12 protein-coding genes are annotated in these 22,754 nt (G+C 68.5%); 10 read left to right on the top strand and 2 right to left on the bottom strand.

Annotated features, from left to right (window positions below; genetic code table 11):
• The first annotated feature begins 508 nt into the window (after nucleotides 1–508).
• The 5 genes from GRC12_RS23980 (at nucleotide 509) to GRC12_RS24000 (ending at nucleotide 12,458) form a co-directional block, all read left to right on the top strand.
• Nucleotides 509–787: a hypothetical protein gene (locus GRC12_RS23980; protein ID WP_208781425.1), complete on the top strand. Its 279-nt coding sequence runs from the start codon at nucleotides 509–511 to the stop codon at nucleotides 785–787.
• Entirely contained in the window at nucleotides 784–1,182 is a 399-nt protein-coding gene (locus GRC12_RS23985; RefSeq protein ID WP_208781426.1) for a type II toxin-antitoxin system VapC family toxin, read from the top strand. Before GRC12_RS23980 ends, GRC12_RS23985 begins: the two co-directional genes overlap by 4 nt.
• Before the next feature lie 504 nt (nucleotides 1,183–1,686).
• Nucleotides 1,687–4,998, top strand: coding sequence for a LamG domain-containing protein (locus tag GRC12_RS23990; RefSeq protein WP_244373685.1), 3,312 nt, complete (start codon nucleotides 1,687–1,689; stop codon nucleotides 4,996–4,998).
• Between the two features lie 121 nt (nucleotides 4,999–5,119).
• Nucleotides 5,120–12,118, top strand: coding sequence for an RHS repeat-associated core domain-containing protein (locus GRC12_RS23995; protein WP_208781428.1), 6,999 nt, complete (start codon nucleotides 5,120–5,122; stop codon nucleotides 12,116–12,118).
• 16 nt (nucleotides 12,119–12,134) lie between these two features.
• The gene (locus GRC12_RS24000; protein WP_208781429.1) at nucleotides 12,135–12,458 is read left to right on the top strand and encodes a hypothetical protein; all 324 of its coding nucleotides are present in this window, start codon (nucleotides 12,135–12,137) and stop codon (nucleotides 12,456–12,458) included.
• 11 nt (nucleotides 12,459–12,469) lie between these two features.
• Here the strand turns inward: GRC12_RS24000 and GRC12_RS24005 are convergent, their stop codons facing one another.
• Nucleotides 12,470–13,975 (bottom strand): CehA/McbA family metallohydrolase, encoded by a 1,506-nt coding sequence (locus GRC12_RS24005; protein ID WP_208781430.1) that lies wholly within the window; start codon nucleotides 13,973–13,975, stop codon nucleotides 12,470–12,472.
• Between the two features lie 188 nt (nucleotides 13,976–14,163).
• Here GRC12_RS24005 and GRC12_RS24010 point away from each other — a divergent pair, with 188 nt between their 5' ends.
• The 3 genes from GRC12_RS24010 to GRC12_RS24020 all read left to right on the top strand — a co-directional run bounded on the left by GRC12_RS24010 (nucleotide 14,164) and on the right by GRC12_RS24020 (nucleotide 18,304).
• Nucleotides 14,164–15,012 (top strand): LLM class F420-dependent oxidoreductase, encoded by an 849-nt coding sequence (locus tag GRC12_RS24010; RefSeq protein ID WP_208781431.1) that lies wholly within the window; start codon nucleotides 14,164–14,166, stop codon nucleotides 15,010–15,012.
• A gap of 70 nt (nucleotides 15,013–15,082) precedes the next feature.
• Entirely contained in the window at nucleotides 15,083–17,668 is a 2,586-nt protein-coding gene (locus GRC12_RS24015) for a bifunctional FO biosynthesis protein CofGH (RefSeq protein ID WP_208781432.1), read from the top strand.
• A gap of 72 nt (nucleotides 17,669–17,740) precedes the next feature.
• Nucleotides 17,741–18,304, top strand: a complete 564-nt coding sequence (locus GRC12_RS24020; protein WP_208781433.1) for a hypothetical protein — start codon at nucleotides 17,741–17,743, stop codon at nucleotides 18,302–18,304.
• Here the strand turns inward: GRC12_RS24020 and GRC12_RS24025 are convergent.
• The gene (locus GRC12_RS24025) at nucleotides 18,297–18,812 is read right to left on the bottom strand and encodes a DUF2165 domain-containing protein (RefSeq protein ID WP_208781434.1); all 516 of its coding nucleotides are present in this window, start codon (nucleotides 18,810–18,812) and stop codon (nucleotides 18,297–18,299) included. The two genes, GRC12_RS24020 and GRC12_RS24025, sit on opposite strands and share 8 nt — an antisense overlap.
• A 93-nt stretch (nucleotides 18,813–18,905) precedes the next feature.
• Between GRC12_RS24025 and GRC12_RS24030 the strand changes: the two genes are divergently transcribed.
• Both GRC12_RS24030 and GRC12_RS24035 read left to right on the top strand, forming a co-directional pair.
• Nucleotides 18,906–21,341 (top strand): tetratricopeptide repeat protein, encoded by a 2,436-nt coding sequence (locus tag GRC12_RS24030; protein ID WP_308286617.1) that lies wholly within the window; start codon nucleotides 18,906–18,908, stop codon nucleotides 21,339–21,341.
• A 122-nt stretch (nucleotides 21,342–21,463) separates the two neighbouring features.
• A complete protein-coding gene (locus GRC12_RS24035; RefSeq protein WP_208781435.1) occupies nucleotides 21,464–22,579 on the top strand; it encodes an ADP-ribosylglycohydrolase family protein in 1,116 nt (371 codons plus the stop codon).
• Nucleotides 22,580–22,754: the final 175 nt, after the last annotated feature.

A 22,754-nucleotide genomic window follows, 5' to 3' on the forward strand; every position in this document is an offset into this window, starting at 1 on the left:
CCCCCGAACCCCCACCCCACGCCGAAAACGGCCGAGGCATCCCCCTGGTCCGGGCCTGCGCGGACGCCTGGGGCGCGTCGGTCCTCCGCGAACTGGGCGCCTCGAAGGGCGGCAAGCTCCTGTGGGCGGAGTGCGGGGCGGGGGTGTGGTGAGCACCGTACAGAGAGCGGAAGCGATGCCGCAGCCCGAGATCCGGACCGTGGACGATCTGCGCAGCGCGCTCCGCCGGTACGGTTTCCCGGGCGACCGGGAGCGTTTCGAGGACGAACTCGCAGCCGCCACAGGAGCCTCCCCACCAACGACTTCGCGGGCGCCGCAGCCGTGGTCCGGGCCTACCGGCACCGGGTACTGATCAGGAACGCGCCGGAGATCATGGCGGCCCTGGAAGACGCACGGGCCGGAGGCGGACCTTATGCCACCACGCCCTTGGCCTGTGCTCCGCAAGTCGCGGACTGATCCGGCCGACCGGTCCGTCGCGTTATGCCATTTGCAATGCCACAATGAGGGTATGACTGACACGGCTGACTTCCCGCCCGGCGAAGGGCCCAGCAGCGGGATCTCTGTCACGCTCTCTGCCGGCACTCTGAAGGCCATCCGTGAGCGGGTCGGCAAGCGTGGGGTGTCCGCGTATCTGGAGAAGGCCGCTCAGAGACAGATAGAGCGCGACAACCTGGACGAGTTGATCGCGGAGTTCGAGGCCGTGCATGGCCCTGCCGACCAGGAGGCGGTGGCGGCCAAGCGTGCCCTGCTCGGCGGCGAGACACCCGGGGCTGGGGCCGCCGCGTGAGTGGTGCGCTGGTCCTCGACAGTGAGGGGCTGGCGAAGGCGGTGGAGCGGAATCGAGAGGTACACGAGTGGTTGGCGGCAGCCCGTGACGCCGACTCTCCGGTCGTGACGTCCGCCGCGGTACTGGTCGAGGTGATTCACCCTCGGATCAATGACGCGGCGCTGCGGTGGACGCTTTCGCGTCTGCGTGTCGAGCCGGTCACTCAGTCGCTGGCCCAGACGGCAGCGGCGTTGCTGCGCGGTGCCGGCCTGCACGGCCACAAGTACGCCATCGACGCCATGCTGTGCGCCACCGCCCTACAGCACCAGGGACCGGTGACCATCCTGACGTCCGACGTCGAGGACATCGGCCTGCTCACCACGGATCACCCACGGGTGAAGGCTTGGAAGATCTGATCGCGATCCGAAGCGGTTCGCAGCGGCACGCAGTGATGTGTCCTTGACAGAAGGTAAGAGGCAGGTTTGAATCCTGTTCGCTTATGAAGATCCTGTGACTGCGGGGGGCGGGGTTCTGTGCGGGTGTGGTGGGGCACGTGTGGCAGAGGGAGACAGCGCAGACGCTTAGCCGTTAAGGCGGCCGCTTTGGCCGCCTTGGTTGCAACATCGCTGCTTCCAGGACCGACCGCATTCGCTGCCGATGCGGAGCCAGAGACCCCACCGCTGTCGGAGGGCCAGCAGGCGCTGGCGGATGCTAAGCAATCCGGTCAGCGCGTAGAGGTGACCGGGCAGCGGACGGATCGGACGACGGTCTACGCCAACCCCGACGGTTACACCTTCACTCTGGAGGACTCGGCTGTCCCGGTTCGCGTCCCCAAGCCCGGCGGTGGCTGGCAGACGCCGGACGCCACCTTGGAGAAGCGCTCCGACGGCTCGGTCGCCCCGAAAGCGGCCGCGGTGAGGATGGCATTCTCGGGCGGAGGCAAGGACACCACCCTTGCCCGTATTTCCGATCAGGGGACGTCCCTGAACCTCGCGTGGCCAGGCGTGCTCCCGACCCCGCAACTCGACGGCACCAACGCTCTCTATGCGGACGTGCTGCCAGGTGTCGACCTGAAGGTGACAGCGACACCGGAGAGCTTCCAGCCCGTGTTCGTGGTGAAGACTCCCGAAGCCGCGGCGAGCGATCAGCTGAAAAAGCTCACCTTCGGGATGAAGGCAGAGGGACTGGACGTTCGGGAGGGACCGGCGGGCAACCTCACCGCGGTCGACGGCAGCGGCCGCACGGTTTTCAAGTCCCCGCCGGCGCGGATGTGGGACTCAGCCGGACAGACCGGCTCGCAGACGCAGTTGGCCGCTACTGCCGCCGGTGACAGGGCCGAGCCGTCGGACCCTTCGGAGTCTGCGTCCTCCGGTTCGGGCTTGGAACCGGGACTAGGTGACACGGTAGCCCGCATGGATGTGGACGTGACCGAGGACTCTCTGTCCGTGGTCCCGGACGCCGACATGCTGGCGACGACGAAGGACTCGGCCTTCCCGGTGTTCATCGATCCGACGGTGACGTGGGGCGAGTCGGAGCGCACGCTGCTGCGTAGTGACGGCTACGAGTCGTACGGGTGGGCCAATGGAGACGACGGCCAGGGCAAGGGCGCGGGCAAGTGCGGAACCTGGAGCGGCTACTACTGCGGCCCGGGGTATGTGCAGAAGCTGTATTTCGAGTTCTCTCCGGCCAGTCTGAAGGGCAAGAAGATCCTCGATGCCACGTTCCGGGTGACGGAACCGTGGGCGTTCCAGTGCGACCCGCGCTGGGTGGATCTGGTCCGAACGAACAACATCTCTTCCTCCACCACATGGTCCACGCGTCCCAAGGAACTGGACCTGATGGTGGACCAGAACGTCTCGGCCGGACGTGGATCGCTGTGCGACCCGGACTCACCGGACGCACCGATCGAGTTCAACGACAACCCGAGCGAGTCGAACGAGAACCTGACCCCCACGGTCCAGAGCTTCGCGGCGGGTGGGTTCTCCCGCCTCACGCTGGAGATCAAGGCTCACGACGAGTCCGACACTTCCGCGTGGAAGCGGTTCAAGAACGACGCCGTACTCGCTGTGGACTTCGTGGGGCTCCCGGACAAGCCCACTGGTATCGGCCTCAACGTTGGCGGCAAGCCCGTGTGTGAGACCAAGGCTGCGGACCCTCTGATCGTGTCATCTCCTACGCCATCGTTGATGGCGACGGCGCAGACGAAGTCGGGCGGCGAAGACGACGCTCAGTTGCGAGTCTATTTCGACGTCGACCAGCAAGGCGGCAACGGCACATGGTCGGACGCCCCTGCTGCCAACGGTGATCTGAGGCCCTCCACGGGCTACGCCGGCGACAACGCGAAGCTGAACATAACCTGGTCGACCCTGGCCGAGGGCACCCTTTACCGTTACCGGGCCTGGGTGCGCTCCTACTACAACGGCGGAAAGGACTATCTGGCAGGGCCTTCCAACGCCTCGACAGACGACTGGTGTTACTTCAAGGTCGATCCGACGGCGCCGAAGGCGCCGCAGGTGACCTTCGGAACGCCGTACACCGAGTGCACGAGCAACGACTGCGTGGCACGGGGCGGTGCGGGCGTGCCGGGGGCGTTCACTTTCAAGCCGGCCTCTGGGGACGCCAACATAGCCTCCTATCAGTACAAGCTGTCCGCGGATGCGGCTTGGTCCGCGCCGCAGAAGGGTTCGACTGTCACGGTCGGTCTCACGCCGGGTCGCTCGGGTACTTACCGCCTGTATGTCCGTGCCGTTGACAATGTCGGCACCGGGCGGGCGGGGGCGCAGTCGGTGGTGGACTTCCTGGTCGCCACGGACACCCCTGTGGGGCAGTGGCACTTCGACGAGGCGAGCGGCGCGGCGTTGGATTCCGCTACAGCTGACGGAAGTGACAACGCGACCATGGGTGGCGGCGCGACGCGGGACGACCGGGGACGACGCGGGCTGCTTACGCACGACTCTTCGGGAGCGCCTCTGGACCCGCCGAAAACGGATGCCGGGCTCTCCCTCGACGGGAGCACGGGGTACGCGGCCACCGCCGGCCCGGTCCTGGAGACCCGGTCGTCGTACACGGTAGCCGCGTGGGTGCGGGTCGACCCGAAGGCGAATCACACGTTGACAGTGCTCAGCCAGAGCCCCGTCAACAGTCCGTGGGCAAAGAAGTACAGCCCGTTCTATCTGTCGTACGGCGCCGGTGGCGACAACATGTGGGGCATGCGGGTGCTCTCGACGGAACCCGCCTATCACGAGGTCAAGGCCAAGCAGCCCACGCCTCGTGGCGTGTGGACCCACGTCGCCGGGGTGTACGACTCTGCGGAAAAGACCGTAAGCCTCTACGTGAACGGAGTGCTGCAGGGCAGCACGGACGCGGGAGCGGGTTGGAACGCGGACGGTCCGCTGCAGATCGGTCGCGTGATGTTCGCTGACAACTACGTGGATTACTTCAGCGGCAACGTCGACGAGGTCACGGTGTGGCAGCGGGCTCTGCCGGCCGGGCTGATCGCCGATGAGGCGCGGCTCAGCACAAGCGCCCATTACAACGGCGCGGAGCTGGTCGCCGACTGGTCGGCCGACCGGGGCAGTGGCAGCAGCATTCAGGACTCCACCTCGGGCTACGGAAGGTCGTTGGCGCTGACTGGTGGCGCCTCGCTGGACGGTGAGGCGATCGTGCTGGACGGCGTGGACAACGCAGCCACGACAGACGGGCCGGTCGTGGACGACACCGGGTCTTTCACGGTCACCGCACTTGCCTCTCTCGACGGCGACGAACTGGCCAAGCGCAGTGTGGGCTACACCGGACAGGTACTGGGCCAGCGCACGGTGGACGGTTCCGCATGGGGCTTCTGGTACGAGATAACCAGCAAAGAGACAGTGTTGGATGAGGGCACGATGGAGGAGAAGACCGTCCCCGTCGGGTACTGGCGCTTCGGCCGGCTGAACAACAACGGCACCTTCAGCGCGGTGGCTTCCGACAAAGTCGCGCTACTGGACGGGATGGTCCGGTTGACCGGAGTCTTCGACGCCCAGTCGGAGACGATCAGCCTCTATCTCGGGCACGCGCAGAACGATGACGCCCGCGCGTTCACGGCGAAGGCGGGGACGGGCGACTTCGCGATCGGTAAGGGGTTCACCTCAGGAGCCTGGCAGCACTATCTACCCGGCCGGGTCGCGGAAGTACGGATCTGGGCGGGCGCGATGGCCAGCCAAGAACAGGTCGAGGAAACCGTGGGCGACTGACCGGCGCGGAAGCTGCGGGGGGACAGCACTTGACGAGGCGGTCCTTGGCTCACGGACACGGCAGACGAGGTCTGCGACGACTTGCTGAACTTCTTTCCACGGGATGGGGCGGGACGGAACAATGGCATTTGGCATAGACACTTCAAACCAGCGTCGTATTGCCGCACCACACCGTCCCGGCCGACTGCTGGCGCAATCGCTGGCGCTGGCATTGGTGGTGCCGTTAGGACTGGCACAGGTGGCCGAGGCCACTGAGCCGAGCGGCCTTGGGCGGCCAGTCGTGCCAAAGTCGCGGGTCAGCAAGGTCAAGGAGTACGACGGGCCAGGCGCGGCAGGAGCCAGACGGAAGGTCACGGCTGACAAGAGGGCTAACGCGAACCAGGCTAGACGGGGAAGCAAGGAACGCACGTTCGCCTGGCCGAAGAGGGGCGAGGCGAAGCTCAGGCTGATTCCCGGCACATCGGGCGACGTTTCGCCGGGAGGCCTTCCCGTCAAGGTAAGCCCGTGGGTTCGTACGTCCGGTGATTCGTCGGCGAAGGACAAGGCAGCGGGCGGCCAGGCACGCGTCACGGTTCTGGACCAGACGGCCGCTCGGAACGCGGGCGTCACGGGCGTCCTGTTGACCGCTGCAGCGGAGAAGGCGGGCACTGCCCACGTCACTGTCGACTACAGAGGCTTCGCGTCTGCTGTCGGCGGGAGTTGGGCCCAGCGCTTGCGTCTGGTCCAACTTCCCTCCTGCGCACTGACGACCCCGCAGGAGGCTGAGTGCCGTAACCAGGCGCCTCTGAAATCGGACAACGACATCGCCCGCCAGACGGTCTCAGCGAATGTGCAGTTGAGCGGCGCCGCCAATGCAGCCCCGTCGGCAACGACGGTCCTGGCTGTCACCGCCGCTTCCGGAGGCTCGGGCCAGTCCTCCGCAGGCACCGGAAACTACAGTGCGACGCCGTTGTCGCCGTCGTCCTCATGGCAGGCGGGCGGAAGCTCGGGTTCCTTTACCTGGTCGTACGACTTCACGCTGCCTCCGGCAGCGGCCGGTCCGGTGCCGCCCCTGTCGCTCTCGTACGACTCGGGCAGTATCGACGGCCGTACCTCGACCACCAACAACCAGGGCACCTCGATCGGCGAAGGGTTCACCCTCACCGACTCCTACGTCGAGCGCACTTACGGCTCTTGTGACGACGACGGGCACGCGGACGTCTTCGATCTCTGCTGGAAGTACGACAATGCCCGCCTGGTGCTCAACGGCAAGTCCACCCGTCTGGTCAAGGACGACGGAAACGGCCAATGGCGACTGGAGAATGACGACGCCTCGAAGGTGACGCGTTCCACCGGCGCGGACAACGGCGACGACGACGGTGAGTACTGGACCGTGGTCACCGGCGACGGCACCAAGTACGTCTTCGGCCTGAACAAGCTGGACGGCGCGGACACTCAACGCACCAACTCCACTTGGACCGTTCCGGTGTTCGGCGACGACTCCGGAGAGCCCGGCTACGCGGGCGGTGACGCCTTTGCTGATCGCTCCCTCACCCAGGCATGGCGATGGAACCTCGATTATGTCGAGGACACGCATGGCAACGCGGCGACGTACTGGTACTCGAAGGAGTCCAACTACTACCCGAAGAACAAGTCCGCGACAGCCAACGCGTCCTACACACGCGGCGGCTACCTTTCCAGGATCGAATACGGCCTGCGGAAGGGCGCGCTGTTCACCGACAAAGCAGACGCGAAAGTCAGTTTCGGCTATGCCGAGCGCTGCACGGCCTCGGACTGCTCGAGCCTGACCAAGAGCACCGCCGACAACTGGCCGGACGTGCCTTTCGACGCGATCTGCGCCCAGGGTGCTGACGACTGCAACACGGCAGCGCCCTCGTTCTTCACCCGAAAGCGTCTGACCGGTATCGACACCACCTCGTACAACGCCACAAGCGGCGGATACGACGCGGTGGACTCATGGGACCTGGCAGAGCAGTTCCTGGACGGCGGGGACATCGGTGACAGCTCCGACCAGGTACTGACGCTCACTTCACTGAAGCGCACCGGCAAGGCCGGCGACACGAGCGTCACCATCAGTCCGATCTCGTTCACCTACCAGATGCGGCCTAACCGGGTGGACGCAACGGACAACATCCTGCCGCTGACCCGCCCTCGCATCTCGACCGTCACCTCGGAGACCGGCGCGATCACGACGGTGACCCTGTCCTCGCCCGAGTGCAAGCGCAGCGCGGTCCTGGATGCTCCGCAGGACACCAACACGCGTTCGTGCTATCCGCAGTACTGGCACATCAACGGCGCTGCGAATGCGGCCGTCGACTGGTTCCACAAGTACCGCGTGCTGGCCGTGCTTGTTTCCGACCCTGCCGCGAATAACGAGGCCGTCGAACACGCCTACGACTACAGCGGCGCCGCTTGGCATTACAGCGACGATCCGTTCACGCCGAAGGACGAACGCACCTGGTCGGACTGGCGCGGATACCGTCAGGTCACCGCCTGGACCGGCGCGACGAGCGTGACACGTTCCAAGACGGTCTCGCTCTATCTGCAGGGCATGGACGGCGACAAGAACAAGGACGGAAGCGCCAAAACCGTCTCCTTCGCGCCGATGACGACTCCTGACCTCGGTGTCGCCTCGCTCACCGACAGCAACCAGTACGCGGGACAACTCCGCGAGCGGGTCACGTACGACGGGTCCACCGCGATAACGGCAACGGTCACCGACCCTTGGTCGCACGAGACCGCACGGCAGTCCCCGCCTGGTGCGGGGGACCACGTGGCCCGCTACGTGCGCACCGACAAGACGAACACATACACCTACCTGACCACGTCAAAGACGTGGCGCGCTCGCACGGTGAGCACCACGTACGACGACTTCGGCATGCCTTCCACCGTGAGCGACTCCGGACAGGTGGGTGTCTCAGGCGATGAAACCTGCACCCGCACCTGGTACGCCCGCAACAGCGACGCCGGCATCACCAGCCTGCCGTCGCGCAACCGCTCGGTGGCCAAGGCCTGCTCGGTCACCGACTCCAACCTCGCGCTGCCCGCCACCAAAGACACGCCCGGCGATGTCCTAGCCGATACTGCCATCGTCTACGACACCACAGGTGTCACCGGCTGGACGGCGGCACAGAAGCCGACCAAGGGCGAGGCGAGTTGGAGGGGCCGCGCCACCGGCTACGGGGCCACCGCCGACTCCAATGGCGACAGGCTCCCGACGGGTTGGCAGGCTGTGGCCACCACCACGTACGACGCCCTCGGTCGGCCACTCACCGTCACCGACAACGCCGGCCACAGCACATCCACCGCCTACACCCCGACCGATGCCGGTCCGCTCACGAAAACCATCACGACCGACCCGGCTCCGAAGCTGTTCAAGACCACCAGCTTCCTCGATCCACGCCGTGGCCTGACACTGCGCAGCTACGACGCGAATCTCAAGAAGACGGAACTCAGCTACGACGCACTGGGCCGCCTGACCGATGTATGGCTTCCCAACCGGGTCAGCGGCAGCCAGGTTCCGAACACCAGGTACGCCTACCACCTCGACAACACCAAGCCGTCCTGGGTGTCGACCTCGACTCTGAAGAAGGACGGTGACACCTACAACACCAGTTACACGATCTACGACGCCCTGCTTCGTCCGCTTCAGAACCAGGCGCCGACCCCACAGGGCGGCCGACTGCTGACCGACACCCGCTACGACACGCGCGGCCTGGCCTACGAGACGTACGCAGACATCTTCGACACCACCAGTACGCCCAACGGCACCTACACGCGCGCCGAGTACGGGGCAGCCCCCACGCAGACGGAGACCGTGTTCGACGGCGCCGAGCGCGCGACGACGAGCGCCCTGTATGTCTACGGGGTCAAGAAGTGGTCCACCAGCACGAGCTACACCGGCGACTCCGTCGCCTCGACGGCCGTTGCCGGCGGCTCGGCGCAGCGCACCATCACCGACGTACGCGGACGGACGACGGAGACGCGTGAGTACGCGGGAGTGAGTCCGGCGGACCCGGACTTCGGCACTGGCCCCGGAGCGTCGTACGCGTACACGAAATTCACGTACAAACTCGATGGCCGTCAGGAGTCGATCAAGGGTCCGGACGGCGCCAGGTGGTCCTACACCTACGACCTCTTCGGCCGTCAGATCAGTGTCACGGACCCGGACAAGGGCACCTCGACCACCGAGTACAACACCCTCGACCAAGCCATCAAGTCCACCGACTCCCGCGGCACGTCGGTCCTGACCGACTACGACGAACTCGGGCGCGTGACCGGCACCTGGACGGGCTCGAAGACGGATGCCAACCAACTGACCGGCTACACGTACGACACGGTCCTCAAGGGGCTCCCTACCTCTTCCATCCGTTATGTGGGTGGCAAGACCGGCGCTGCCTACACCCAGACCGTCACGGCCTACGACAGTCTGAACCGGGCCACCGGAACCCAGTTGGGACTGCCGACCAGCGACCCATTCGTAAAGGCGGGCGCACCCTCCACACTGGCGTACGAGAGCTACTACAACATCGACGGCACCCAGCAGTACGCCAAAGAACCGGCGCTTGGCGGACTTGAGTCGGAAAACATCAGCTATGGGTACGACGGCCTTGGGAACCTGATCTCGATCGGTGGATCGACCGGCTACCTGCGGGACGTGTCGTATTCCTCCCTGACTCAGCCTCAACAGCTCACGCTGGGTACCGGCGGCTCAGGCAGCAAGAACATCTATGTCAGCAACGACTTCGAGGACGGCACCGGCCGCCTGACCCGCAGCAATGTCACGGACCAGACCCACCCGTACATGCTGCAGGACCTCAACTACGTCTACGACCAGGCCGGCAACGTCACCCAGATCGGCGACCCCACCACCCTGGGCGGCACCAGCAGTGCCGACACCCAGTGCTTCGCCTACGACGGCCATCAGCGCCTGACCGAGGCATGGACACCCGCCACACAGAAGTGCACCGACGCCCGCAGCGCCTCGAGCCTCTCCGGACCAGCCCCGTACTGGACCAGTTACGCCTACAACGACGCAGGCCAGCGCACCAGCGAAACCCTCCACACAAGTGGCGCCGACACGAACACGACCTACTGCTACACCAACACGAAACAGCCGCACACCCTGACCGGCACGTCCACCAAGGACAACTGCACCACTCCGGAACGCAGCTACGACTACGACGCCACCGGCAACACCTGGCACCGCCCTGGCAAGAGCGCACGCCAGGAACTGAACTGGTCCCCCGAAGGCAAGCTGACCAAGCTCACCGAGAACGGCACGGCGACCAACTACCTCTACACCGCGGACGGCACCTTGCTGATCCGCAGCACGGACAACGGCGAGCGCATCCTCTACGCTGGTGCCACCGAACTCCATCTCCGTGCGAACGGCACCATCTGGGCCCAACGTTCCTACAGTGCCGGCGGAATGACCGCCGCGATGCGCTCCAACGAATCCGGCACCAACAAACTGACGTACCTGGCCGGTGACCAGCACGGCACATCATCACTGGCCTTCACCCCGGACACGGCCCAGACCTTCACCAAGCGCTACACCACCCCCTTCGGAGCCGACCGGGGCAAGCCCCTCTACGGCCCCTGGCCGAACGACAAGGGTTTCCTGGGCAAAACCCGCGACACCACCACCGGTCTCACCCACGTCGACGCCCGCGAATACGACCCCACCATCGGCCAGTTCCTCAGCGTGGACCCGATTTTGAACCCGGCCGACGCGCAATCCGTTAACGGCTACAGCTACGCCGACAACAACCCGGTGAGCACCAGTGACCCAAGCGGCTTGATGGGTTGTGCTTCGCCCAGTGAGTGCGGTGGCGGAACCCAGTACGGAAACAACACTCCGACCAGGAAGAGCGGGGGCAAGCCTCTCAACGACCCCTCCTGGGGTTGCAGCGGCTGTGACGGGAACAGCTACGACGACGGTTGGTGGGTCAACAGCGGCTGGAGCGATGCCCCCACAGGCCCGACCCTCATCCCTGGCACTGTCACGGTCTTCCCCGGCGTCAATGTTCCGGTCAAGTGGGATCACGCCAAGGAACTGAAGGAGCAGCTGACCAACACCCTGTCTACGGGAGGATGGAACCTCGGAACGCTGAGCAACTGGGTCACCAACCCGGAAGACTCCGACCAGTTCAGCGGCGCCCTTCAAGTCATAGCCTTGGCCAAGTTCAAGGTCTGCGGTGCGATCGAGGGACACTGCCCGGGGGCTGTCTCCTCTTTCGCCGAAGCACTGCGCGCGGGGAGCGGCCTTGCACTGGCGACGGGCTCGATGCCCGGCCCTGAGGGAACCCGTGGCAACACGAGCGGCATGTGCCACAGCTTCGTCGGCGAGACCGAAGTGCGGCTTGCGGACGGCACAGCGAAGCCCATCGAAGACGTCAAGGTCGGAGACAAGGTCACGGTCACCGACCCGGACACGGGGAAGACGACAACGAGGGAAGTCGTCCGCACCATCGTCACTCACGACGACAAGGACTTCGTCAAGGTCACAGTTGCGGGCAAGGGCAAGGGCAAGGGCAAGGGCAAGGGCAAGGGCAACGCGAAGGGCTCCCTGACCGCCACCACCACCCACCCCTTCTGGTCCTCCTCGGCAGGAAAGTGGATCGACGGCGGTGACCTCCGCGTAGGCATGACCCTTCGCAAACCGGACGGACACACCGCCGAGATCCTTTCGGTCCGCCACCTCACAGACTGGCAGACCACGTACGACCTCACGGTCGAGGGCGTCCATACGTACTATGTGCTGGCGGGCGAGACTCCAGTCCTGGTTCACAACTGCGGCTTTCGCAAGCATGACAAAGCCCGGGGTGCTGCCGGCGTCGATGAAATGACGGCTACGTTTGAGAAGTTCTACGCCAAATCTGATATCTATAGCGAGAGCTACGGGAACGGCCTGGAACTCTGGACACCATACGGTGTTCGCCAGGTAGATATCGCAGTTAGAAATTCAGATGGAAACCTTCACCTCTACGAGGTGAAGGTGAACAAGTCGAATTACACGAAGGGGCAGCGACGGAAGGATGAATGGCTAGCCAATACCTACGGGTTCAAAACTTCAGTAGTTCGTCGTGATACAGAGTGCCCAATCTGCAACCCTTAAGTGGAAAGGATGTTCGGTGAGTAGTGACTTCGCTTTTTGGAAACGCAGCGTCGGAGACCCTGAGGAAGTCTTCAATAACCTTGCTGAAGGTGACGCCGGCGACCTTGAGGTAAGTCCTGATGTGTTGCGCTTCCGCAGGGAGTTGCTGAGTAGATGGCCGGATCTAGAAGACGTTCTGGAGCCCTCGAGATTCGACCTCGAAGAGGAACCGGATCATGAGGCGAAGTATGTCCTGCTGACCCTTTCGGTTCGCCAACTGGATTATCTCCCGGAGATACTTGACATGGCGAAGCGGAATGACCTCGTTGGGTTTAGTGGAGTGGCAGGGGAGGCGATTTAGGCCTTCAGGCCTCACCGCCCCAAAAAGATCGGATTCGTGAACGCCGCCAGCGCCCCCGGTACCGGCCCCGCCGCCGTCTCGTGCCGCAGTTCCGCCCGTACGTACGCCGCGTACGCCGGTGTCGTACGCCACTCCGCCACCCCCGATCCCCCCACCGGGAGCGGGTCGCTCGTGTACAGGACGCCCTGGTCCGTGACCAGGCGGATCGTGCAGCGGGGGGCGCCCGTGGCCTCCACTCGCACCGTGACCGGGGTGTCGGGGGCTACCTTCAACCGCTCGCCGATTCCGGCATGTTCGCCGTGGCCACCCGATGCCGTGAACGTCAGGGAGACGTTCTTCGACTCGGCGACGTAGGAGCGGCCCGCGCGGATGCCGGCCTGGATCGCCTCGCGGGTCAGGTCGTCCGCGAGGACCACCGTCTGGGGCAGGCCCACCGCGTCCGGGTCCCGGTGGGCGTCGCTGTTGCCCATCGCCGGGATCCACTCCCGCCCCGGCCCCCGCACCGACGCGACCAGCATGTTGTCCCACTCCGCCAGCGTCACCTCGTCGTCCGGCGTGTACGGGCCGTTCCACACCTCCACCGCGTCCGCCTCGCCGAACCCGAACTTCCAGCCGCAGCCGATGCAGGTGGCGTGCGGATGGGCCGGGACCACCAGGCCGCCGGCCCGGTGGATCTCGCGGGCGAAACGGCCGAAGCGGTTGTCGCGGGCCCGGTAGCGCCAGTCCACGAAAGTGCCCGGGTCCGTTCCCAGGGCCACGACGTGGCCGTTGCGGGTCGTTACCTCCTCGCCCAGCAGGATCAGCAGGTCGTCGCCCGCTTCCTCGGCCCAGTGGGGGTGGGAGGCGTGCGTGTTGTGCTCCGACGTGTTGATGAAGTCCAGGCCCGCCGCCCGGGCCAGCGCCGCGATCTCGGCCGGGGTGCGGCGGCCGTCCGAGTACCAGGAGTGGAGGTGGCAGTCGCCCCGGTACCAGGCCCGGCCCCGGCCCCGCGCACGGGACGGCGGGTACACCGGACGGGGTGTCTCGCCGGGCTCCCCGTACGTCAGCGTGATCGTCAGTTCGTACGACAGGCCCTGCGGCGCCACCGTGTACGGGCCCAGTGCCACGTGCCAGGTGCCCTGGCGGACAGGGCCCGGCACATACCCCGGTGTCGCGTCGTCCGCGCGGAGGAAGAACTCCGAGCGCGCCCCGCCCGACCAGCCCCGGAAGCCCCGGCCACCCAGCTCGGTGCCGTGCTCGTCGAAGATGCCGATGTCGAGGGCGTTGCCCTGGGTGCCGGCGGGGACGGGCGGCTTGTCGTAGGTGTACGCGACCCTGATCTCCCGTACTCCGGAAGGGACTTCGACGGGTACGTAGACGAAGTCCGGCGAACCCGGGGGCAGGGTGCCGCGTACCGTCCTGGTCTCCTGGTCCTGGCCGTCGGCCGCCGCGAAGCTCACGCTTCCCAACGTAAGGGCGGCGGCCGCGCCCGTCACGAACAGAGCTCGTCGTCCGATGCCGTGCGCGTCCTCACACATGAGGCCACCTTCCGGTACGGGTGTGAACTGCCGTGGAAGAGAAGGGAATCGGGGATCGACGGTATGTCATGTACGCGAACCGAGGCACGTACCAAGACACGAACCAAGACAGTCTGGTTACGGCCATGTGACCAAGGTGCCGACCGGTCGGTATGGACATCCGCACCCCTGCCCGGTACAGATGGGTCATGCGTATCGCCGTCACGATCTTCCTCACCGACGAGACCATCACCCCGACCCGGCTCGCCCGTGAGCTGGAGGATCGGGGTTTCGCCGGCCTCTATCTGCCCGAGCACACCCACATCCCGGTCGAGCGGGTGACGCCGTACCCGGCGGGCGGTGAGCTGCCGCCGGAGTACGGCCGCACCCTCGACCCCTTCGTCGCCCTCGGCCAGGCCGCCGCGGTGACCGAGCGGCTCGGCCTCGGCACCGGCATCACGCTGGTCGCGCAGCACGACCCGATCGACCTCGCCAAGCAGATCGCCACCCTCGACCACCTCTCCGGCGGCCGCTTCACCCTCGGCCTCGGCTTCGGCTGGAACGTCGAGGAGGCCGCCGACCACGGCGTGGAGTGGCGCACGCGGCGGGAGCTGGTCAGGGACCGGATGGCCTTGATGCGCGCGCTGTGGTCGGAGGAACCGACCGCGTACGAGGGCGAGTTCGGCAGCGTCCGGGCCTCCTCCGCCTTCCCCAAGCCGGTGCAGAAGCCGCGCGGCCCGGTGGTCGGGCCCCGCACGCTGATCGGCGGGGCGGCCGGCCCCAAGCTGTTCTCGCACATCTCCGAGTACGCGGACGGCTGGCTGCCCATCGGCGGCCGCGGGCTGACCGAGTCCCTGCCCGTGCTGCGCGCCGCCTGGACCGACGCCGGGCGCGACCCGGCCACCCTCCAGGTCGTCCCGTACGCCGTCTTCCCGACCCCCGGCAAGCTCGCCCATTACGCGGACCTCGGCATCGAGGAGGTCGTGGTCCAGCTGCCGCCGGAGGGGGAGGCGGAGGTGCTGAGGGCGCTGGACGGCTGTGCCGCCTTCCTGGACTGACCTTGGACTGACCTCGGAGTGACCGCGGACTGGCCTCCGGTACTGATCAGCGCGACCTTATGCTCGAAGAATGACGACTTCCGCGACCCCCGGAACCGGCCCCACCGAGAACTCCATGCGTCGCGCCCTCAAACGCGCCCGGGACGGCGTCGCCCTCGACGTCACCGAGGCCGCCGTCCTGCTCCAAGCACGCGGCGAGGCCCTCACCGACCTCGCCGCGTCCGCCGCCCGGGTGCGCGACGCGGGCCTCGAGGCGGCCGGCCGGCCCGGCGTCATCACGTACTCCAAGAGCGTCTTCATCCCGCTCACCCGGCTGTGCCGGGACAAGTGCCACTACTGCACCTTCGTCACGGTCCCCGGCAAGCTGCGCCGCGCCGGGCACGGGATGTTCATGTCGCCGGACGAGGTCCTGGACATCGCCCGCAAGGGCGCCGCCCTCGGCTGCAAGGAAGCCCTGATCACCCTCGGTGACAAGCCGGAGGAGCGCTGGCCCGAGGCGCGGGAGTGGCTGGACGCGCACGGGTACGACGACACCATCGCCTACGTCCGCGCCATATCCATCCGCATCCTGGAGGAGACGGGGCTGCTGCCCCACCTCAACCCCGGGGTGATGTCCTGGACCGACTTCCAGCGGCTCAAGCCCGTCGCGCCCTCCATGGGCATGATGCTGGAGACCACCGCCACCCGTCTGTGGTCCGAGCCGGGCGGCCCGCACTACGGCTCCCCGGACAAGGAGCCCGCCGTACGGCTGCGGGTCCTCGAGGACGCCGGGCGGTCCTCCGTGCCGTTCACCTCCGGCCTCCTCATCGGCATCGGCGAGACCTACGAGGAGCGGGCCGAGTCGCTGTTCGCGCTGCGGAAGGTCTCCCGCGCCTACCACTCCATCCAGGAACTGATCATCCAGAACTTCCGCGCCAAGCCGGACACCGCGATGCGCGGCATGCCGGACGCGGAGCTGGACGAGCTGGTGGCGACGATCGCCGTCGCCCGGCACATCATGGGCCCGGCCGCCTGTCTGCAGGCCCCGCCCAACCTGGTCGAGGGCGAGTACGAGCGGCTCATCGCGGCGGGCATCGACGACTGGGGCGGGGTCTCCCCGCTGACCATCGACCACGTCAACCCCGAACGCCCCTGGCCGCAGATCGAGGAGCTGGCCGCGCGGTCGGAGGCGGCCGGGTTCGCGCTGCGGGAACGTCTGTGTGTGTACCCGGAGTTCGTCCGGCGCGGCGAACCCTGGCTGGACCCGCGGCTGCGCCCGCACGTGCGGGCCCTGGCGGACCCGGAGACCGGGCTGGCGCTCCCGGACGCCGTGGTCGAAGGACACCCCTGGCAGGAACCCGAGGAGGCCTTCACCGCCTCCGGCCGCACCGACCTGCACACCGCCATCGACACCGAGGGCCGTACGTCCGACCGTCGCGACGACTTCGACGAGGTGTACGGCGACTGGGCGGAGCTGCGCGAGGCCGCGGCGCCCGGCATGGCGCCCGAGCGCATCGACACCGACGTCCGGGCGGCTCTTGCGACCGCGGCCGACGATCCGACCCGCCTCACCGACGCCGAGGCGCTGGCGCTGCTGCACGCGGACGGGCCCGCGCTGGACGCCCTGACCCGGATCGCGGACGACGTGCGCCGGGCGGCGGTCGGCGACGACGTGACGTACATCGTCACCCGCAACATCAACTTCACCAACGTCTGCTACACCGGCTGCCGTTTCTGCGCCTTCGCCCAGCGGCGGACGGACGCCGACGCCTACACGCTCTCCCTGGAGCAGGTCGCCGACCGCGCCCAGCAGGCCTGGGACGTCGGCGCGGTGGAGGTGTGCATGCAGGGCGGGATCCACCCCGATTTGCCGGGGACGGCGTACTTCGACATCGCGAAGGCGGTGAAGGAGCGGGTGCCCGGCATGCATGTGCACGCCTTCTCCCCGATGGAGGTCGTCAACGGCGCCACCCGCACCGGCATGTCGATCAGGGAGTGGCTGACGGCGGCGAAGGAGGCCGGCCTCGACACCATCCCCGGGACGGCCGCCGAGATCCTCGACGACGAGGTCCGCTGGATCCTCACCAAGGGCAAGCTGCCGACGGCGACCTGGATCGAGGTCGTCACCACCGCGCACGAACTCGGCATCCGGTCGTCGTCGACCATGATGTACGGGCACGTCGACCAGCCCCGTCACTGGCTCGGCCACCTGCGCACCCTGGCCCGCATCCAGCAGCAGACGGGCGGCTTCACGGAGTTCGTGACCCTGCCGTTCATCCACACCAACGCGCCCGTCTACCTGGCGGGGATCTCCCGCCCCGGACCGACCGTCCGGGACAACCGCGCGGTGACGGCGATGGCCCGTCTGCTGCTGCACCCGCACATCCCCAACATCCAGACCAGCTGGGTGAAGCTGGGCACGGAGGGGGCGGCGGAGATGCTCCGCTCGGGCGCCAACGACCTGGGCGGCACGCTGATGGAGGAGACGATCTCCCGGATGGCCGGGTCCTCCTACGGCTCGTACAAGTCGGTCAAGGACCTGATCGCCGTGGCCGAGGCCGCCGGACGGCCGGCGAGGCCGCGGACCACGCTCTACGGCGAGGTGCCGGAGGAACGGCAGCGGGCCGCGGCGGTCTCGGACGGGCACCTTCCGGAGCTGCTGCCCGTGCTGGACTGAGGACCGGGAGCCTCACAGTACGATGATCGGACCCCTGTTCCGACGGGTTCCAGGGGTCCTGTAACCGAGGAGATGCGTGCCGTGCCAGCCCCCAAGGTCTGGGTGACCGGTCTGACGGTAGGAGCGATCGCCGCTGTCGCCGTCCTGGCCGTGCAGGCCGACAAGGGAACGAAGCCGCACGTGGCCGCCTCCCGGCCGCACGCGTCGGCCTCCGCGGGCGCGCACCCCTCCGCCACGAGGACCGCGGCTCCGGCCAAGGTGCCGGACGGCTCCGGGACCGGGCGCCGGATCGTGTACTCGCTCGGGCAGAAGACGGTCTGGCTGGTCGACGCGAGCGACGCGGCCCGCCGCACCTTCGCCGTCTGGCCGGGCACGGTGAGCCCGGCCGTGGGCACCTACACGGTCGGCACCCGCACCGAGGGCCCGATCACCGGATCCGACGGCGTGAAGATCGAGCACATCGTGTACTTCTCCGCCCAGTCCGGCGTCAACATCGCCTTCTCCAACGCGGTCGACGGCTCCTCGCCGCCGCCCGCGTCCGGCGTCCGTACCGGCGGTGTCCGGATGCGGACGGCGGACGGGGCGGCGCTGTGGACCTTCGGGACCGCGGGCACGAAGGTCGCGGTCGTCAAGTAGTGGCGTCCGTGCGGCGGTTGTCGCTCAGCAGCACGACGAGCAGCGTGATCCCGGCGAACACGAACACCCGCAGGGCGGCGTCCAGTCCGTTCCAGGTCTTCGACTGCCACATGGAGAACCACTCACCTCCGATGGCGATGAACCCGGCGCCGAAGAGCAGCAACAGCATCAGCAGACCGTAGACGGACAGGGCGCGGGCACGGGCGTGCTCGCGCCGGGCCCAGAGCCAGGTGGCGTAGATCAGCACGAGCGCGGCCAGGGTCTCCCAGACGATGATCAGGACGTAAGCGGTGTTCTGCAGGCCCTTGTTGGTGATCGCCCGCCACATCAGGTCGTCGTCCTTGAACGTGGTGTCCATGGCGAGGACATGCTGCACGAACGCCTGGTTCGTCCCGAAGTCGGTGATGTTCCCGAAGGCGACGAGCGCGATGTAGAGGGCCACTCCGGCGGTGAGCAGCGTGGCCGTCAGGTCGAGGGCACGGGTGGTGGGGGGTGTGTTGGTGGACATGACAGCAATCTTGCCCGGGATGATCAGCCGTCCTCACCCCGGTGGGCCAGAATGTTGCCGACGCGAGGGGTTCCCGGACGAGAGGACGGACCGGTGGCGCAGGCACGGGGGTCGCGGCCGTCGATGCAGGAGCTGATCGCCCGCCGCAGACGCGCCGGTTTCGTCGGCAGAGCGGCCGAACGGGCCGCTTTCCGGGGCAACTTCGACCTGCCGCCGGAGGACGAGCGGCACCGCTTCCGCTTCCATGTGCACGGCAACGCGGGCGTCGGAAAGACCTTCCTGGTAAGGGAGTTGGAGCAGATCGCCCGGGAACGGGGCGCACTCACCGCGTACGTCGACGAGAGCGCCGGCGGCCTGCCGGAGGCGCTGGAGGTGATCAGCCGTCAGTTCGCCGCCCAGGGACACCGGTTCAAGGAACTCGACCGGCTGCTCGCCGCGCATCGGGAGCGGCGGCACGAGGCGGAGGCGGTGCTCGCCGCCCCGGACACGGACCGGGACGGACCCTCGGCGGGGAGCCTCGCGGTGACCCGGGCCGGGCTGATCGGCGCGGCGGCCGTGCCCGTGGTCGGCCCCCTCGCCGGCGCCCTCGATCCCGTCCAACTCGCCGAAGGAGTCGACCGGTTGCGGGCCGGGCTCAGCGCCCGCTTCCGCAGCCAGGAGGACGTGCGACTCGTCCTGGACCCGGCCGCCGTGCTCACCCCGGTGCTGCTGGACGCGCTGGCCGAGGCGGCGGACGCGGCACCGTGGACCGTCCTGTTCCTCGACACGTACGAGCGCACCGGACCGGTCCTCGACGCATGGCTGCACCAGGTGATGACCACCGACCGGTACGGCACCCTGCCGGCGACGGTCGTGGTCGTCACCGCCGGACAGCGCCCCCTCGACACCGCCCGCTGGGGCGGCTTCGCCGACTTCCTCACCGACGTGCCGCTCGGCCCCTTCACGGACGCCGAGGCACGTGGGCTGCTCGCGGACCGGGGCGTGCGGGACGAGCCCGTCGTCGCGGAGGTCCTGCGGCTGACCGGCGGACTGCCGGTGCTGGTCTCCACCCTCGCCGAGGCCCGCCCGGCCGGCCTGGACGAGGTCGACGACCCGAGCGCGGACGCGGTGGAGCGGTTCCTGAAGTGGGAGCGCGATCCCGTACGCCGGGCCGCCGCGCTGGCCGGGGCGCTGCCGCGATGGCTCGACGCGGACGTCCTGCGGGCCGTGCTCGACTGCCCGGACGACCAACTCGACGTGCTGTACGGCTGGTTGCGGGGCATGCCCTTCGTCGGTGAGCGCGGCGGCCGGCTGCGCTACCACGACGTGGTGCGCGCGCCGATGCTGCGGCTGCAGCGCCGCTGGTATCCCCGCACCTGGAGCGAGCGGCACGGCCGGCTCACCCGGGCGTTCGGGCGGTGGCGGGAACGGCTCGAGGAGACCCTCGCCCCCGACCGGTTCTGGCCGGACGGCCAGTGGCGGGACCTGCGCCTCGCCGAGTCCTACCACGCGCTGTGCGAGGCGCCCCGGGCCGCGCTGCCCGCGGTCCTTGACGACCTCGTCGACGCCTGCGACCACGGTGACGACGTCGTACGGAGCTGGATCGCCCTGCTCGCGGAGGCGGGGGAGGACGCGGACACCGACGTGGTGCGCGCGTGGGCGGACGACCTCGCCGAGGCGTTCGCGGCGGGCGGGACGGTCCCGCTGCTCGGGCTGCTCCTGGACCGGGCCCGGGGTGACGAGCCCTGGCGGCCCCGGGCATGGAGCGTCAGGGCCGACGCGTTCGCCCGCGACCGGGACGACGGGCGCGCACTGGAGGAGTACGACCGTGCCCTCGCCCTCGATCCCGACCTGGCCCGGGCGCTGCGGGCGAAGGCGGTCACACTGAGCCGGACCGGCGACCACCGGGGCGCGGTCGCCCTGCTGGACCGGGTGGTCGCGCTGGAGCCGGACGACGCCTGGAACGTCACCCTGCGCGGCGAGTTCCACCGCCTCCTGCGCGACTCGGAGGCCGCGGAGCGCGACCTGAGCGAGGGCATCCGGCTGGACGCATCCAACGAGTTCGCCTGGGCCTCACGCGGGGCAACCCGGGAGCGGGAGGGCGAACTCGACGCGGCGCTCGCGGACCTCGACCGCGCGCTGGAGCTCAAGCCGGACTACGGCTGGGCGCTCGGCCGCCGGGCCCGGGTGTGGCGGGCGCTGGGGGAGCCGGCCCGGCAGCTGGCCGACCTCGACCACGCCCTCGGGCTGTGGCCCGACTGGGGCTGGGGGCACTGCGAACGCGGGGACGCGCTGCGGGTGGCCGGCCGCGACGAGGAGGCCCTCGCCGACTACGACCGTGCCCTCGCCATCGACCCCGACTACGCCTCGGCCCACGCCAGCCGCGGCGCCTCGCTGAGCAACCTGGGCCGTCACACGGAGGCCCTCGCGGCCCTGGACCGGGCCCTGGAGCTCAACCCCGGCTATCCGTGGGCCCGGGAGCAGCGAGCGGCCGTCCTCGCCCGGCTCGATCGGCAAGGCGACGGCACATCCGGTCAAAACCGGCCATGAGCAGCCATGAACGGCCACTTCCGTCACTCCTCCCATACACGTATGCCCCCTGAACGCACCGTCCCCGTTCGATTACAGTGCTGGACTGTCATGCGTCGGGCGGTGCCGCAGGGGAGGTCTTGGTGACTGTGACTACCGGGGCCGTGTGGGGCCGGGTCGAGCAGCAGGACTTCCGCAGCCGGGTGCGCGGGACGCTGCTCGGGGCGGCCGTCGGGGACGCGCTCGGGGCGCCGGTGGACGCCCTGGACCTCGACCAGATCCGCGAGACGTACGGCGCCGAGGGGCTCGTGGACCTCGCCTTCGCCTTCGGCAGGCGGGGTGCCGTCACCCACCTCACCCAGCTCACCCTGTTCTCCGTCGACGGGCTGATACGGGCCCAGGTGCGCCGGGACACCGGCGCCTGGCATCCACCGACCGACCTGCACCGGGCGTATCTGCGCTGGGCGGCCACCCAGCGGGACTGGGGGCCCGACGAGCGGCGCAAGGACGACGGCTGGCTGGCCCGGGAGGAGTGGCTGTACGCGCGCCGGGATCCGGCCCGTTCGCTGCTGATCGGGTTCGGCGACGAGACCATGGGGACGCTGGACGCCCCCAAGAACCCCACCGAGGTCGGGCCCGAGGCGGTCGCCCGGTCGGCGCCCTTCGGACTGCTCGTCGGCTGGGAACCGCAACTCGTCGTCCAGCTCGCGGTGGAGTGCGCGGCCCAGACCCACGGTCACCCCACCGCCTACCTGGCGGCGGGGGCGTACGCCGTGATCGTGCACGCGCTGGCCCGGGGCGACAGCCTGGACGGCGCGGTGCAGCGGGCGCTGGCGCTGCTCGCCGCGCGGCCGGGGCACCAGCCGGTGTCGGACGCGCTGCAGCACGCGCTGGGCGCGGTACGGCAGGGCATGCCGACACCGCTGCGCGTCGAGGAACTGGCCGGCGACGGCTCCGCCGAGGGCGTGCTCGCCGCCGCGGTGTACTGCGCCCTGGTCGGCGAGGACGTACGGCACGGTCTGTGCCTCGCCGTGAACCAGGACGGCCCCTCCGGTCCGACCGGCGCCCTCACCGGCGGCCTGCTGGGCGCCCTGCACGGCGAGACGGCGCTGCCCCCGGCGTGGCTCGCCGAACTGGAGGGCCGCCCCACCGTCCTCGAACTCGCCGACGACTTCGCCATGGAGATGACCCAGGGCCCGGCCCTCCACGGCCCGGCCGGCTCCTCCCCGGGCTGGCTGACGCGCTACCCGAGGGCGTAGGGCCGTAGCGCGGCTTTCTCCGGCCCCGATGTGCTGTCGGACCGGGCCCTGCTGCCGCGAGGACTCCGTGGGCGCGGGCCGGGAAGCCGTTGCTCAGGCCCCGGCGGCCGGGGACGGGGCCGTGTGGCCCATCGTGCTCGACCGGGGGATGAGGCGGTGGGGGGCGCGGATCTCC

Source organism: Streptomyces griseorubiginosus, assembly GCF_017614965.1.
Taxonomy (GTDB): domain Bacteria; phylum Actinomycetota; class Actinomycetes; order Streptomycetales; family Streptomycetaceae; genus Streptomyces; species Streptomyces griseorubiginosus_B.

Bases quoted from the DNA above. Each gene is read 5' to 3' on its own strand.
- GRC12_RS23980 (WP_208781425.1), top strand. From the start codon at position 509: ATGACTGACACGGCTGACTTCCCGCCCGGCGAAGGGCCCAGCAGCGGG.
- GRC12_RS23990 (WP_244373685.1), top strand. From the start codon at position 1,687: ATGGCATTCTCGGGCGGAGGCAAGGACACCACCCTTGCCCGTATTTCC.
- GRC12_RS23995 (WP_208781428.1), top strand. From the start codon at position 5,120: ATGGCATTTGGCATAGACACTTCAAACCAGCGTCGTATTGCCGCACCA.
- GRC12_RS24005 (WP_208781430.1), bottom strand. From the start codon at position 13,975: ATGTGTGAGGACGCGCACGGCATCGGACGACGAGCTCTGTTCGTGACG.
- GRC12_RS24010 (WP_208781431.1), top strand. From the start codon at position 14,164: ATGCGTATCGCCGTCACGATCTTCCTCACCGACGAGACCATCACCCCG.
- GRC12_RS24015 (WP_208781432.1), top strand. From the start codon at position 15,083: ATGACGACTTCCGCGACCCCCGGAACCGGCCCCACCGAGAACTCCATG.
- GRC12_RS24020 (WP_208781433.1), top strand. From the start codon at position 17,741: ATGCGTGCCGTGCCAGCCCCCAAGGTCTGGGTGACCGGTCTGACGGTA.
- GRC12_RS24025 (WP_208781434.1), bottom strand. From the start codon at position 18,812: ATGTCCACCAACACACCCCCCACCACCCGTGCCCTCGACCTGACGGCC.